Source organism: Nonomuraea sp. GTA35 (genome assembly GCF_041950525.1).
Classification (GTDB): Bacteria; Actinomycetota; Actinomycetes; order Streptosporangiales; family Streptosporangiaceae; genus Nonomuraea.
Genome location: NZ_JBGNUV010000012.1, coordinates 154,456 through 169,220 on the forward strand (window position 1 = coordinate 154,456; position 14,765 = coordinate 169,220).

The following is a 14,765-nucleotide window of genomic DNA, read 5'->3' on the forward strand; positions in this document are numbered from 1 at the left end:
CATGGGCTCCCTCGTGCTCGTCGTGCGCCTGGTGCTCGCCGACCTACGCCGGCACCGGGCACAGGCCATGATGCTCCTGCTGGCGGTGACCATCGCCACGGCCACCCTGGCCCTGGGCCTGTCCCTGAGCGGGGCAAGCCGGACGCTGTACGAGCAGACCCGCGCGGCCACCGCCGGTCCGGACGTGGTGGCGCTGTCCGGCGACACGGGCCCCGCCGTGACCTCGGCCCTGTCCGAGCTGGCGGACGCTCCCGACGTGGCCGGCCACCACGGCCCCTACCACATCGTCTACGCCGACCTCACCACGCGCGGCTCCGTGACGTCCCCCGTGGTGGTGCACGGCTTCGCCGAGAAGCCCGGCGCGCTCAACCGGCCGCTGGTGACCTCGGGCCAGTGGGTACGCTCCGGCGGCGCCGTCCTCGAACGCGGCTTCGCCACCGCGCTGGGCGTCGGCGTCGGCGACCAGATCACCATCGCCGGCCGGCCGTACCCCGTCGTCGGGATCGCCGTCACCGCGGCCACCTCCATCTACCCCTGGGCGGCCCAGATCGGCCCGGGCGGCGGCCCCAGCGACTACACCGGCCTGGCCTGGATGACCCGGCAGGACGCCCGCACGCTGGCGTCGTCCCAGGATCTCCCCGTGACGACGGCCGTGGACCTCAAGCTGCGCGACCCGGCCGCCACCGAGGCCTTCCGCGAGGCCCACCGCGACTTCGGCGTCAGGATCAACTTCCATTCCTGGCAGCTCAACGCCGAGCAGGACACCGTCATCCTCAGGGGCACCCAGCCCATCCTGGTGCTCGGCAGCTGGCTGCTCAGCTTCCTGGCCGTCACCGGGGTGGCGGCACTGGCCACCGGCCGCGCCGTCCAGCAGACCCGGCGGGCCGGGCTGCTCAAGGCCGTCGGCGCCACCCCCGGCCTGATCGGCGCCGTCCTGCTCACGGAGTACCTGGCCGTGGCGCTGCTGGCCGACGCGCTGGGGCTGGTGATCGCGCGCCTGACCGTACCCGTCGTCGCCAGCCCCACCGCCAGCAGGATCGGCGACATCGGCGGGCCGTCCGGCCCCGTCATCGCCGCGACGACGCTCCTGGCCGTGGCGGTTGCGGTGCTGTCGGCGCTGCGCCCCACGCTGCGAGCCCTGCGCACCGCGACCGTCACCGCGCTGGCCGACACCGCCCACCGGCCCCGGCGCCGCCCCTGGCTCGCCGCGCTGTCCGCGCTGCTGCCCACGCCGTTCCTGCTCGGGCTGCGGCTGACCGCCCGCCGTCCGGGCCGGGCCGCGTTGCAGGCGTGCTCGACCGCCACCACGCTGATCGCGCTCACCGGCCTGCTGTCCCTCTCCGCGCAGCCGTCCAGGGGCTACGGCCTGAACGGCTCCTCCGCCCTGCCGAACCTGCGGGACGAGAACGCCGGCCACCTGCTGATCGCGGTCTCCGCCCTGCTGATCGCGCTGGCCGTGGTGAACACCATCACGTTCACCTGGACCACGGCCATGCAAGCCCGGACGAGCATGGCCATCGCGCGTGCGCTCGGCGCCACCCCCGGGCAGGTCTCCGCGGGGTTGTCCATCGCCCAGCTCCTGCCCTGCCTGCCCGGCGCCGTCATCGGCGTCCCCCTGGGCATCGGCGTGTTCTCCGCCTTCAGCGCCAGGAACGCGGTCCTCGCACCGTTCTCCACGATGTTCATCGCCGCACTCGCGACCCTCCTGGTGACGGTGGCGCTCTCCGCCCTCCCCGCCCGCCTGGCGGCCCGCCGGTCCGTGGCACAGACCCTCAGCGCCGAGACCGCCTGAGCCCGGGCGCGCTCGCCGGCTCAGAGGGCGTGGCCGTGCAGGACCTTGATGACCTGGCCCCGGGGCTGGCGCTGAGAGGTACGGGTCTCACACCCGTAGGACGGTGACCTGGCGGCCGGATGGCGTGGTCGCCTGCTCGAAGGCGCCGCGTTCCTTCCAAGACGGGGCCTCGGGGCGCCGGTCGAAGATCACCAGAACGCCGGTGGGCAGAGTGAGCCGGTCCAGGTAGCGGTCGAGCTGGGCCATGCCTTCGGATGTCGGGTCGTCTGCGTTGGCTCGCCAGACCTTCAACTCCATGGCCTCGCGTTGCATCAGCCGCTTGCCGTCCGGGCCGGTGTAGGGCCAGCGGACCAGGACGTCCAGGCGTTTGGTGCCGGCGGCGTACTCGCGGTCGAGCTGGCCGCCGCCGTTGACCAGGCGGTGCAGGAAGGCCATGAGGATGATCTGGCAGGCGGCCTCGTGGTAGCCCTCCTGCTGGATGAGCACCTCGCCGTGCTCGCGCCAGAACACGACGAACTCCTGCAGCAGGCGCGACAGGTCGAAGCGGCCGTCCGGCAGCACGAAGCTGCGCGGATGGGCCGTCACGAGCCGCTCCGTGCGAGCGCCGAGGACCCGGAGCAGGACCTCTCGATAGATCGGATTGGCGATCTCCAGCCTCCTGGTGTCCGGGATGAGGCCCAGATCGTGGACGTAGGAGACGTCGTCGTCGATGGTGGCGTCCATGCTCGGTGCCGTGCCGGCCACGATGGGTTCGATCACCCGTTTGACCCGGGGCTCGTGCAGCCGGGCCGTCAGGGAGTCCAGGTGGGTGGCGCGTGCCCGGATCAGCCGCTCCTTGGCCTCCTCCACTTGCCCGGCGGTGATGGCGCCGGTCACTCCCATCTCGATGATGAGCTCGTTGGCGAGGGCGTTGACCAGCCATGGTTGTCCCTGGGACAGCTCGAAGACGCGGTCCACGGCGTCCTTGGCGAACTCCTGGCCGGTCGCCTGGGTGTGCTGGTCGTAGAGTTCGGCGATCTCGTCGGTGGTGAAGTCGCCCAGGCGCAGCGACTTGGCGATGATGTTGAACGGGCTGGCCGGGTTCGACCGGCCGGATTCGCCGCCCGAGGCGACCTTGTAGTCACGCAGGTCACGCAACCCGCACAGCGCCACGGATGCGGGGAACGGCTGGCCCCCTGGCCGCGCGTTGTGGCCGTGGCGGAGCTGGCTGAGGATGCTGACCAGGCTGTTGCCCTGCAGGGCGTCGATCTCGTCCATGAACAGCACCACCCGGCGCGGGCAGCGGCGGCACCACTCGGTCAGCGCCGAACCGAACCGGGCACCCGCCGGGGCCTCCGGCCGGGGATCCGGCGGCAGCAGTTCTGCCGGCCATCCCGCGCGTTCCGCGGCCTCACGGAGGGATTCCAGCAGAATCTCCTCCGCGGCCACGTAGTCATCACCGACCGACTTGGCGCGCTCGCAGGAGAACATCAGGGCGGCGATGTCGCCCTCGGCGGTCAGCTCGGAGGCCAGGGCGTCCAGTGTGGTTGTCTTGCCGGTCTGCCGGGGCGCGTGCAGCACGAAGTAGCGATCCATCTCGATGAGCACCCGCGCCCCGGGAAGCCGTGGGGCGGGAGGCAACATGTAGTGGCGTCGCGGATCGCACGGACCGGCGGTATTGAACGACCTCGCTGGGGGTTGTCGCACAATCACATTCTGTCACACTGTGAGCCGTGGCCCAGGACATGGATGGGCGAGGGCTGATCCGCTCCTCCGCATGGGTGGTCACCGAACGCGCCCATCGAGCAGGGCCGCCCAGAGGGTCCAGGCGTCTCGTGTACCTGATGTCCGCTGTCGAGGCTGCACCCGTACGACGGAGGAGACCTCTCCACACAGCTCGTGGACGGGCAACCCGACTCTGGGATCCGCCACGGCCGAGGTGGGCGTCGACGGCCCACCGCCTCCACGGGCAACGGGTGGGAGACGAGACGCCGGAGGCGCCTCGAAAGAACAGCCTGAGCCCGCCCGCGCGAAGCGCTTTCAAGGGCGAAGCCCTTTGTGCGGGGCGGGCATCAGACGGTGAACCACTTACCCGGGCAACGGGGGGTGAGCCCCGGCCCACCTGCTACTTGGCGTTGGCCTTCAAGTAGTCGCTGTTCATCTGGGCGATCGTGTCCAGCGGGATGCCCTTCGGGCACACCGCCGTGCACTCGCCCGTGTTCGTGCAGCCGCCGAACCCCTCGGCGTCCATCTGGTCCACCATGGCCTTGGCGCGCGACAGCCGCTCCGGCTGGCCCTGCGGGAGCAGGCTGAGGTGGGTGATCTTGGCGGCGGTGAAGAGGGAGGCGGAGCCGTTCGGGCAGGCCGCGACGCAGGCGCCGCAGCCGATGCAGGTCGCCGCGTCGAAGGCGGAGTCCGCGTCCTCCTTGCGCACCGGGACGCTGTGGGCGTCCGGGGCGGAGCCGGCCGGGACGGAGACGAAGCCGCCCGCCTGGATGATGCGGTCGAACGCGCTGCGGTCCACCACCAGGTCCTTGACGACCGGGAAGGGGGCCGCGCGCCACGGCTCGATGGTGATCTCCGCGCCGTCCTCGAAGTGGCGCATGTGGAGCTGGCAGGTCGTCGTGGCGCGCTGCTCGCCGTGGGCGACGCCGTTGATGACCATGCCGCACATGCCGCAGATGCCCTCGCGGCAGTCGTGGTCGAAGGCGATCGGGTCGTCGCCCTCCAGGATGAGGCGCTCGTTGAGGACGTCCAGCATCTCCAGGAAGGACATGTCCGGGGAGACGTCCTCCACCTTGTACGTCACCATGCGGCCGGCGTCGTCCCGGCCGCTCTGACGCCAGACCTTCAGGGTCAGGTTCACTTGTAGCTCCGCTGGGTCATCTTGACGTACTCGTACTCGAGCGCTTCCTTGTGCAGCACCGGCCCCTCCGGGGAGTGCTCCCAGGCCGAGACGTGCGCGAAGTTCTCGTCGTCGCGCAGCGCCTCGCCGTCGGCGTCCTGGGACTCGGCGCGGAAGTGGCCGCCGCAGGACTCCGTACGGACCAGCGCGTCCAGGCACATGAGCTCGGCCAGGTCGAAGAAGTCGGCCACCCGGCCGGCCTTCTCCAGCACCTGGTTCAGCTCCTCGGCGATGCCGGACACCTTGACGTTCTGCCAGAACTCCTCGCGCAGCTCGGGGATGCGCTCCAGTGCCTTGCGCAGCGACTCCTCGGTGCGCTCCATGCCGCAGTAGTCCCACATGAGCTTGCCGAGCTCGCGGTGGAAGGAGTCGGGCGTACGGGTGCCGTTGACCGCGAGCAGCCGGTCGATCTTGTTGCGGACCTTGATCTCGGCCTCGGCCACGGCCTCCTCGTCCACGTCCCCGTACGGGCCGTTGGCGAGGTAGTCGCCGATGGTGGTGGGAAGCACGAAATACCCGTCGGCCAGGCCCTGCATCAGCGCGGACGCGCCGAGGCGGTTGGCGCCGTGGTCGGAGAAGTTGGCCTCGCCGATGACGAACAGGCCGGGGATCGTGGACTGCAGGTCGTAGTCCACCCACAGCCCGCCCATCGTGTAGTGGACGGCGGGGTAGATGCGCATCGGCACGTCGTACGGGTTCTCGCCGGTGATGCGCTCGTACATCTCGAAGAGGTTGCCGTACTTCTTCTCGACCGCGTCGCGGCCGAGGCGGTTGATCGCGTCCCGGAAGTCCAGGTACACGCCCAGGCCGCCGGGGCCGACGCCGCGGCCCTCGTCGCAGACGTTCTTGGCGGCGCGGGAGGCGATGTCGCGCGGCACCAGGTTGCCGAAGCTCGGGTAGATGCGCTCCAGGTAGTAGTCGCGCTCGTCCTCGGGGATGTCGCCGGGGGCGCGCTCGTCGTTCTTGCGCAGCGGCACCCAGACGCGGCCGTCGTTGCGCAGCGACTCCGACATGAGCGTCAGCTTGGACTGGTACTCGCCCGACACCGGGATGCAGGTCGGGTGGATCTGCGTGTAGCAGGGGTTGGCGAAGTACGCGCCGCGCTCGTGCGCCCGCCAGATGGCGGTGGTGTTGCAGCCCTTGGCGTTCGTGGACAGGAAGAACACGTTCCCGTAGCCGCCGGTGGCGAGCACCACGGCGTCGGCCAGGTGGCGCTCGATCTCGCCGGTGACCATGTCGCGCACGATGACGCCGCGCGCCCGCCCGTCGGAGACGATCAGGTCGAGCATCTCGTGCCGGGTGTGCATCTCCACGGTCCCGGCCGCGACCTGCCGCTCCAGCGCCTGGTACGCGCCGAGCAGGAGCTGCTGCCCCGTCTGGCCGCGGGCGTAGAAGGTGCGGGAGACCTGGGCGCCGCCGAACGAGCGGGTGTCGAGCAGGCCGCCGTACTCGCGGGCGAACGGCACGCCCTGGGCCACGGCCTGGTCGATGATGTTCACGGAGACCTGGGCGAGGCGGTAGACGTTCGACTCGCGGGCGCGGAAGTCGCCGCCCTTCACGGTGTCGTAGAACAGGCGGTAGATGGAGTCGCCGTCGCCGCGGTAGTTCTTGGCGGCGTTGATGCCGCCCTGGGCGGCGATGGAGTGGGCGCGGCGCGGGGAGTCCTGGTAGCAGAAGGACTTGACGTTGTAGCCCAGCTCGCCCAGGGTCGCCGCGGCGGAGCCGCCCGCCAGGCCGGTGCCGACGACGATCACGTTGAGCTTGCGCTTGTTGGCCGGGTTGACCAGCTTGGCGCTGAACTTGCGCTTCTCCCACCGCTCCTCGATGGGACCGGCGGGCGCCTTGGTGTCCCTGATCTCGGGGCCTTCGGTGTACTTCACTTGACAACTCCGAACGTGATCGCGAGGGGCGGGACCAGGAAGCCGATCACCAGGACGATGGAGAGCAGGCCGGCGGTGGCGCGCAGCGCCTTGTTGCGGTCCTTGTTGGCCCAGCCGAGCGTCTGGAAGGCGCTCCAGATGCCGTGGCGCAGGTGCATGCCGACCATGACGACGGCCACGAAGTAGATCAGCGTGACCCACCACCGGGACGGGTCGAAGCCGGAGATCATCCGGTCGGCGGGGGCGGAGTCGAAGCCCTTGGGGTTGACGACGCCGAAGGTCAGGTCGAGCAGGTGCCAGATCACGAAGAGCACGATGGTCACGCCGCCCCATCGCATGATGTGCGTGGCGTAGCCGTTCGCCTGCGACTTCTTGGCCACGTACTTGACGGGCCTGGCCTTGCCCGCGCGGCGGGACAGCGAGATCGCGGCCCACATGTGCAGCACGACCGCGACCACGAGGCCGATCTCCAGGATCGTCAGGACCGTGCGGTACGGCGCGAACGGCTCCAGCAGCGTGCGCAGCCAGTGGGCGTAGTCGTTGAAGGACTCGCGGCCGAAGAAGATCTTCAGGTTGCCCAGCATGTGGAGCACGAGGAAGCTCACCATCACGGCGCCCGTGACGGCCATGACGACTTTCTTGCCGTTGGACGAGCTCAGGAACCCGCCCGGCTTCTTCGGCGTTGGAGTCTTCTTGGAAGCAGGGGTGTTAACAGGCGCGGTGGCGGAGCCGCGCTCTATCGTGGCAGTCACGGTTGAACGCTAGATATCCAGCGATGATCCGTCCAAGTCATGATGGGCTTGGTTTCGATAGCCCGAGGCTATGATGTGGGTAGGCGCGGCTTTTACAGGCCGCTTACGCCGCGCCGGTGCGAGGAAAATCACATGCAGTTCCAGCAGCTCGCGTACTTCGTGGCGGTGGCCGAGACCCGGCACTTCACCCAGGCGGCCGAGCGCATGCGGGTCGCCCAGCCGTCGCTCAGCAAGCAGATCAAGGCGCTGGAGGACGATCTCGGCGCGCGGCTGTTCTCGCGGGCGCGCGGCAACGTCACGCTGACGGCCGCGGGCGAGGCGCTGCTGCCGCTGGCCCGCCGCATCCTGGCCGACGCCGACACCGCCCGGCAGGAGGTGGCCCAGCTCGCCGGGCTGCGCCGGGGCCGGGTGCGGCTGGGCGCCACGCCGTCGCTCTGCGCGGGGCTGCTGGCCGACGCGCTGGCCCGCTTCCACCGCGCCTACCCGGGCATCGAGCTGCTGGTGGAGGAGGGCGGCTCGCGCGACCTGGTCCGGGCGCTGGCCAGGGGGCAGCTCGACCTGTCGCTGATCATCATGCCGCTGCAGAGCGACGACCCCGCGCTGGTGACCGAGGAGATCCTGCGCGAGAACCTCGTGGTCGTCTCGCCCTCCCACGAGCAGATCAAGGGCCCCTACCTGCACATCGAGGACCTGCGCGGCCGGCCGATGGTGATGTTCAGGCGCGGCTACGACCTGCGGGAGGCCACGCTGGCGGCGTGCCGGCAGGCGGGGTTCGAGCCCAGGTTCGCGGTGCAGGGCGGGGAGATGGACGCGGTGCTGCGGTTCGTGGAGGCCGGGCTGGGGGTGGCCGTGGTGCCGTCGATGGTGCTCGACGGGCGGCCGGGGCTGCTGGGCACGCCGCTGGCGCCGCCGGGGCTGAGCCGGACGATCGCGCTGGCCCACCGCAAGGACGTCGAGCCGACCAGGGCCGCGCAGGCGTTCAAGGAGACCCTGCTGGCGTTCGTGGTCGAGGCCGGTCATGAGGGCACGCTTCCACAAGGGGTGGCGCTCATCGCAGAATGAGCAACAAGAGGCCCCACTCCCAGAAGAAGGCGTTTTGACGGCAAATCTCTCGGAAACGCTGACGCTGCTCCTCATCGAGGACGACGACGGAGACGCCTTCCTCGTCGAGGAGCTGCTCAAGCAGGCCGTGGCGCCGCCCAGGATCTTCCGGGCGCGGAGCCTGCGGGAGGCCAAGGCGAAGCTGACCCCCCAGATCCAGTGCGTGCTCGTGGATTTGTCGCTCCCCGACGCCAGCCGCCTGGAGGCGCTGGACGAGGTCCTGGCGGTGGCATCGCCGCACACGGCCGTGCTCGTGCTCACCGGCCTGCGGGACGTGCACGTCGGCGTCTCGGCCGTGCAGTCGGGCGCGCAGGACTACCTGGTCAAGGGCGACGTGGACGCGCGGCTGCTGGCCCGCTCCATCAGGTACGCGATGGAGCGCAAGCGCGCCGACCTGGCCCAGCTCAAGCTCGTCCAGGCGGAGCTGACGGCCAAGGAGAACGCCCGGCTGGAGGGCGCCCTGCTGCCGGACCCGCTGCTGCGTACCGCGGCGATCGAGCACGTGACCCGCTACCTGCCGGGCAGCGGCGGCACGCTGGCCGGCGACTTCTTCGACACCGTGCAGACACCCGACGGCTCCGTGCACGTCGTGGTCGGCGACGTGTGCGGGCACGGCCCGGACGAGGCCGCGCTGGGGGTGGCGCTGCGCATCGCCTGGCGCACGCTGGTGCTGGCCGGGCAGACGGGCGACACGCTGCTGCGTACGCTCGACACGCTGCTGCGCGCCGAGCGCAAGGCTCCGGAGATCTTCACCACCCTGTGCATGGCCACGATCGGCCCCGACCTGTGCTCGGCCAGCATGCGCGTCGTCGGCCACCCGCCGCCCGTGCTGGTGCGCGACGGCGCCGTCGAGGTGGTGCAGGGCACGCCGTCGGGCCCGCCGCTGGGGATCTTCCCCGACGCGACGTGGTCGGTGCTGGACGTGCCGCTCGGCGGGGAGTGGTCGATGATGCTCTACACCGACGGCCTGATCGAGGCCGCGGTGGGCGAGCCCAGCCACCTGCTGGGCGTGGACGGCCTGGTCGAGCTCGTACGCGAGCACGGCGCCATCGACCTCGACCGCCTCATCACCCATGTGGGCACGCTGAGCGACGACCTTGCGGTGGTCATGCTGCGGAGGAGACAAGAATGAGCATTCACCCGCTGCCGCCGCCCAAGGCCCCGACGGGGCTCGGCAGGCTGCCGGTGGCCCGCTGGTTCGTGCTGATCGGGGCGCTGGCGGGCGTCACGTTCGCCGCCGGGGTCGTGATCGTCATGTCGATGAGCACCCAGGCCGAGGCGCTGCACCCGCCCCCCGAGCTGGCCGCCCAGCTCGACCGGCTCAACATGGCCCTCATCGTGGTGTTCGGCCTGCTGCTGGGGCTGGGCGTCGGGCTGGCGGCCATGGTGCGGTACGCGGTGCTCAAGCCCATCGGCCAGCTCACCGCGCAGGTCCGTACGGTCGCCGGCGGCGACTTCGACCACGACCTGCACGTCGACCGGCCGGCGGAGCTGGCCGAGCTGTCCAGCCACATCGACTCCATGCGCGCCCGCATCGTCTCGGCCTGGCGGGTGGCCAGCGACCAGGCCGAGGAGCTGCGCAGGTCGAACGGGGAGCTGGAGCAGTTCGCGTACGTGGCCAGTCACGACCTTCAGGAGCCGCTGCGCAAGGTGGCCAGCTTCACCCAGATGCTGGAGCAGCGTTACGGCCCGCAGCTCGACGAGCGGGCCAGGCAGTACATCCACTACGCGGTGGACGGCGCCAAGCGCATGCAGCTGCTGATCAACGACCTGCTCGACTTCTCCAGGGTCGGCCGGGTCACCGGCGAGAAGAAGGAGATCGACTCCGGCGCGGCGCTGGACCGGGCGCTGGACAACCTCTCGGCCACCCTGGACGACGCCGGCGCCACCGTCACCCGCGACGAGCTGCCCCGCCTCAACGGCAACGAGCTGCAGCTCACCCAGCTCTTCCAGAACCTCATCGAGAACGCCGTCAAGTTCCGCTCCGAGGAGCCGCCGCGCGTGCACATCGGGGCCAGGCGGGACGGCGAGATGTGGGAGTTCAGCTGCTCCGACAACGGGATCGGGGTCGAGGCGAAGTACGCCGACCGCATCTTCCTCATCTTCCAGCGCCTCCACCCGCGCGACGTGTATCCAGGGACTGGCATCGGGCTGGCCCTGTGCCGGAAGATCGTCGAGTATCACGGCGGGCAGTTGTGGCTGGACGGGAACTCCGACGGGCACGGCGCCACGTTCCGCTGGACGATGCCCGCTGGAGGCGAACGATGAACGAATGGCGCCCGATCGAGGTGCTCCTGGTCGAGGACGACCAGGGGGACATCCTGCTCACCAAGGAGGCCTTCGACCTCAACAAGCTGCGCAACCGGCTCCACGTGGTCAACGACGGCGAGCAGGCGATGGCGTTCCTGCGCCAGGACGACGGCTTCGCCAAGGCGCCGCGGCCCGACCTGATCCTGCTCGACCTCAACCTGCCGAGGATGAGCGGGATGGAGGTGCTGCGGGAGGTGAAGGCGGACGTCCTGCTCCGTACGATCCCGGTGGTGATCCTGACGACGTCGGAGGCCGAGGAGGACATCCTGCACAGCTACCGGCTGCACGCCAACGCATATGTCTCGAAGCCGGTGGATTTTGAGCAATTTATCCGGGTTGTCCGGCAAATCGATGATTTTTTCGTCACTGTGGTGAAGTTGCCGGTGCAGGGGTAGCGGTCTGACGCGCGTACGTGACAGGAATCACAGTCAGTCATCGAAAAAGTGAGTGACCCCGCTCACAAATTTCGATCCTGTCGTCGTAACGTATCCCCCACCAATGCGCGCCCGAGCGGGAGACCGCCGTGTGAGCGCGCCCAGCGAAACGAACCACGGACCCCCTGCGCAGATGGGTCCGCGGGAGGTGGAGAGGTCCGCGATGACCCAGACGACGCCCGACGCTCCGGTCCGACGGCAGCGTGCGCAAGTCAAGGTGCGCACCTTGCGCACAGACAGATGGTGGCTGGTCCCGCTCCTGACATTCCTGGGGCTCAGCTCATTCCTGGTCTACGGTGTATGGGCGATCATCGATACGAGCTACTTCGTCGATCCGTACATCGCCCCCTTCTCATCACCCTGCCTGGCCACGTCGTGCCCGGAAGGGGCGCGGCTGTTCGGGTGGGCGCCGTTCGGCGACTGGTACGCCCTTCCGCCCGGGCTGCTGATCCTCGGCCTGCCCGGCGGCTTCCGGCTGACCTGCTACTACTACCGCAAGTCCTACTACCGCTCGTTCTGGTTGTCCCCGCCGGCGTGCGCGGTGCAGGAGCCGCACGGCAAGTACACCGGTGAGCGGCGCTTCCCGCTCATCCTCCAGAACGTCCACCGGTACTTCTTCTACGCGGCCATCGTGATCGGCCTCGTCCTGGCCTACGACGCCGTCCTGGCGCTCGTGCACAAGCCGCTGGGGCTGGGCACCTGGATCCTGGTCCTCAACGCCGTCCTGATCAACGCCTACACGCTGTCGTGCCACTCCTGCCGGCACATCACGGCGGGCAGGCTCAACCACTTCTCCCGCCACCCGCTGCGGTACCGGGCCTGGACGTTCGTCTCCAAGCTCAACGCCAAGCACCAACCCCTCGCGTGGGCCTCGATGTTCTCCGTCATGGGCGCCGACCTGTACGTCCGCCTGGTGGCCAAGGGCATCATCGCCTTCCCGTACGCGTAAGGACAGCTTCAGTGGAAAACACCTACAACACAGAGCGCCACGAGTACGACGTCGTCGTCATCGGCGCGGGCGGCGCCGGGCTGCGAGCCGCCATCGAGGCCCGCCAGCAGGGCAAGCGGACGGCGATCGTCTGCAAGTCGCTGTTCGGCAAGGCGCACACGGTCATGGCCGAGGGCGGTGCCGCCGCCGCGATGGGCAACGTCAACCCCGACGACAACTGGATGGTGCACTTCCGTGACACCATGCGGGGCGGCAAGTTCCTCAACAACTGGCGGATGGCCGAGCTGCACGCCAAGGAGGCCCCCGACCGGGTGTGGGAGCTGGAGGCCTGGGGCGCGCTGTTCGACCGCACCAAGGACGGCAAGATCAGCCAGCGGAACTTCGGCGGGCACGAGTACCCACGGCTCGCACACGTGGGCGACCGTACCGGGCTGGAGCTCATCCGCACCCTGCAGCAGCGCGTCGTCGCGCTCCAGCAGGAGGACTACGAGACGCACGGCGACTACGAGGCCTACATCAAGGTCTTCGCCGAGTGCACGGTCACCCGGCTGCTCAAGGACGGCGACGCGATCTCCGGCGCGTTCGGCTACTGGCGCGAGACCGGCAACTTCGTGCTCTTCGACGCCCCCGCCGTGGTGCTGGCCACCGGCGGCATCGGCAAGTCGTACGTGGTGACCTCCAACTCCTGGGAGTACACCGGCGACGGCCACGCCCTGGCCCTGCTCGCCGGCGCGAACCTGATCAACATGGAGTTCATCCAGTTCCACCCCACCGGGATGGTCTGGCCGCCCTCCGTGCGCGGCATCCTCGTCACCGAGTCCGTCCGCGGTGACGGCGGCGTGCTGCGCAACTCCGAGGGCAAGCGCTTCATGTTCGACTACATCCCCGAGGTGTTCAAGGACAAGTACGCCACCACCGAGGAGGAGGGCGACCGCTGGTACACCGACCAGGCCAACAACCGGCGCCCGCCGGAGCTGCTGCCGCGTGACGAGGTGGCCCGCGCGATCAACGCCGAGGTGAAGGCCGGGCGCGGCTCGCCCCAGGGCGGCGTGTTCCTCGACGTCTCCACCCGGCTGCCCGCCGAGGAGATCAAGAAGCGGCTGCCGTCGATGCACCACCAGTTCAAGGAGCTGGCCGACGTCGACATCACCGCCGAGCCCATGCAGGTGGGCCCGACCTGCCACTACATCATGGGCGGCGTCGAGGTGGACGCCGACAGCGGCGCGGCGGCCGTGCCCGGGCTGTTCGCGGCGGGCGAGGTCTCCGGCGGCATGCACGGCTCCAACCGGCTGGGCGGCAACTCGCTGTCGGACCTGCTGGTGTTCGGGCGCCGGGCGGGCGCGGGCGCGGCCTCGTACGTGGACTCGCTCAAGGCCCGGCCCAAGGTGCTCCCCGAGCAGGTGGAGAGCGCCAGGGAGGAGGCGCTGGCGCCGCTGGGCCGCAGCGGCGAGAACCCGTACGAGGTGCACCACGAGCTCCAGCGCACCATGAACGACCTGGTCGGCATCATCCGCAAGGCCGAGGAGATCACCGAGGCCCTCGGCGTCGTGGAGAAGCTCAAGGAGCGCGTGCGCATGGTCGGCGCGGCCGGCTCGCGCATCTACAACCCCGGCTGGCACCTGGCGATCGACCTGCGCAACATGGTGCTGGTGTCGGAGTGCGTGGCCCGCGCCGCGCTCATGCGCGAGGAGAGCCGCGGCGGGCACACCCGCGACGACTTCCCCGGCATGAACCCCGACTGGCGCCGCAAGCTGCTCGTCTGCTCCACGCAGGACGGCAACGCCGTGAAGGTCGAGGAGAAGGTGCAGCCCTCGATGCGTGAGGACCTGATCAGCCTGTTCGACCGGGACGAGCTGAAGAAGTACCTCACCGACGAAGAGATGGCCGAGTTCGACGGGATAGCGAAGTCATGAGCTACAAGGCAAAGTTCAAGGTCTGGCGCGGTGAGGGTGGCGAGGGCAGGCTCGAGGACTTCACGGTGGAGGTGAACGAGGGCGAGGTCGTCCTCGACATCATCCACCGCCTCCAGGCCACGCAGGCCCCCGACCTCGCCGTGCGGTGGAACTGCAAGGCCGGCAAGTGCGGCTCGTGCAGCATGGAGATCAACGGCAAGCCCCGGCTCGGCTGCATGACCCGGATGTCCACCTTCGAGGAGGACGAGACCATCACGGTCACGCCGATGCGGACGTTCCCCGTCATCAAGGACCTCGTCACCGACGTCTCGTACAACTACCAGAAGGCCCGGGAGGTGCCCTCCTTCACGCCGCCGGAGGGGGTGCAGCCGGGCGAGTACCGGATGAAGCAGGTCGACGTCGAGCGCTCGCAGGAGTTCCGCAAGTGCATCGAGTGCTTCATGTGCAACAACGTCTGCCACGTGATCCGCGACCACGAGGAGAACAAGGCCAACTTCTCCGGTCCCCGCTTCCTCATGCGGATCGCCGAGCTGGACATGCACCCGTACGACGTGGCGGACCGGCAGGAGGCGGCCCAGGAGGAGCACGGGCTCGGCTACTGCAACATCACCAAGTGCTGCACCGAGGTCTGCCCCGAGCACATCAAGATCACTGACAACGCGCTGATCCCGATGAAGGAGCGCGTGGTGGATCGCAAGTACGACCCGCTGGTGTGGCTGGGCAACAAGATCTTCAGGCGCAAGTAACAGC

General features: G+C 69.6%; 12 protein-coding genes. 8 read left to right on the forward strand and 4 right to left on the reverse strand.

All coding sequences use genetic code 11. The annotated features are described in order from the left end of the window. Nucleotide 1 precedes the first annotated feature (1 nt). Entirely contained in the window at nt 2-1,792 is a 1,791-nt protein-coding gene (locus tag ACBJ32_RS41600; protein ID WP_375131484.1) for an FtsX-like permease family protein, read from the forward strand. A gap of 87 nt (nt 1,793-1,879) precedes the next feature. On the opposite strand, the gene ACBJ32_RS41605 is transcribed toward ACBJ32_RS41600, so the two are convergent. The 4 genes from ACBJ32_RS41605 to ACBJ32_RS41620 all read right to left on the reverse strand — a co-directional run bounded on the left by ACBJ32_RS41605 (nt 1,880) and on the right by ACBJ32_RS41620 (nt 7,308). Further along, nucleotides 1,880-3,367, reverse strand: coding sequence for an ATP-binding protein (locus tag ACBJ32_RS41605; protein ID WP_375131486.1), 1,488 nt, complete (start codon nt 3,365-3,367; stop codon nt 1,880-1,882). Nucleotides 3,368-3,896: 529 nt separating this feature from the next. Next, complete coding sequence (locus tag ACBJ32_RS41610) at nt 3,897-4,637, reverse strand: succinate dehydrogenase/fumarate reductase iron-sulfur subunit (RefSeq protein ID WP_357877017.1); 741 nt, start codon at nt 4,635-4,637, stop codon at nt 3,897-3,899. Continuing rightward, entirely contained in the window at nt 4,634-6,556 is a 1,923-nt protein-coding gene (locus ACBJ32_RS41615; protein WP_375131487.1) for a fumarate reductase/succinate dehydrogenase flavoprotein subunit, read from the reverse strand. Before ACBJ32_RS41615 ends, ACBJ32_RS41610 begins: the two co-directional genes overlap by 4 nt. Further along, nucleotides 6,553-7,308: a succinate dehydrogenase cytochrome b subunit gene (locus tag ACBJ32_RS41620; protein ID WP_357877011.1), complete on the reverse strand. Its 756-nt coding sequence runs from the start codon at nt 7,306-7,308 to the stop codon at nt 6,553-6,555. The genes ACBJ32_RS41615 and ACBJ32_RS41620 overlap by 4 nt, the downstream gene beginning before the upstream one ends. Nucleotides 7,309-7,440: 132 nt before the next feature. Between ACBJ32_RS41620 and ACBJ32_RS41625 the strand changes: the two genes are divergently transcribed. The 7 genes from ACBJ32_RS41625 (at nt 7,441) to ACBJ32_RS41655 (ending at nt 14,761) form a co-directional block, all read left to right on the forward strand. Next, entirely contained in the window at nt 7,441-8,370 is a 930-nt protein-coding gene (locus tag ACBJ32_RS41625; protein WP_357877008.1) for a LysR substrate-binding domain-containing protein, read from the forward strand. A 34-nt stretch (nt 8,371-8,404) separates the two neighbouring features. Next, nucleotides 8,405-9,541 carry a PP2C family protein-serine/threonine phosphatase gene (locus ACBJ32_RS41630; RefSeq protein ID WP_375131488.1) on the forward strand — a complete coding sequence of 379 codons (1,137 nt, stop codon included), beginning with the start codon at nt 8,405-8,407 and terminating at the stop codon, nt 9,539-9,541. Next, nucleotides 9,538-10,677, forward strand: a complete 1,140-nt coding sequence (locus tag ACBJ32_RS41635; protein WP_375131489.1) for an ATP-binding protein — start codon at nt 9,538-9,540, stop codon at nt 10,675-10,677. Before ACBJ32_RS41630 ends, ACBJ32_RS41635 begins: the two co-directional genes overlap by 4 nt. Continuing rightward, nucleotides 10,674-11,114 carry a response regulator gene (locus tag ACBJ32_RS41640; protein ID WP_375131490.1) on the forward strand — a complete coding sequence of 147 codons (441 nt, stop codon included), beginning with the start codon at nt 10,674-10,676 and terminating at the stop codon, nt 11,112-11,114. The genes ACBJ32_RS41635 and ACBJ32_RS41640 overlap by 4 nt, the downstream gene beginning before the upstream one ends. 202 nt (nt 11,115-11,316) lie before the next feature. Beyond that, complete coding sequence (locus ACBJ32_RS41645; RefSeq protein WP_357876997.1) at nt 11,317-12,102, forward strand: hypothetical protein; 786 nt, start codon at nt 11,317-11,319, stop codon at nt 12,100-12,102. An 11-nt stretch (nt 12,103-12,113) separates the two neighbouring features. After that, entirely contained in the window at nt 12,114-14,015 is a 1,902-nt protein-coding gene (locus tag ACBJ32_RS41650) for a fumarate reductase/succinate dehydrogenase flavoprotein subunit (protein ID WP_357876994.1), read from the forward strand. Beyond that, nucleotides 14,012-14,761, forward strand: a complete 750-nt coding sequence (locus ACBJ32_RS41655; RefSeq protein ID WP_375131491.1) for a succinate dehydrogenase/fumarate reductase iron-sulfur subunit — start codon at nt 14,012-14,014, stop codon at nt 14,759-14,761. The genes ACBJ32_RS41650 and ACBJ32_RS41655 overlap by 4 nt, the downstream gene beginning before the upstream one ends. Nucleotides 14,762-14,765 lie beyond the last annotated feature (4 nt).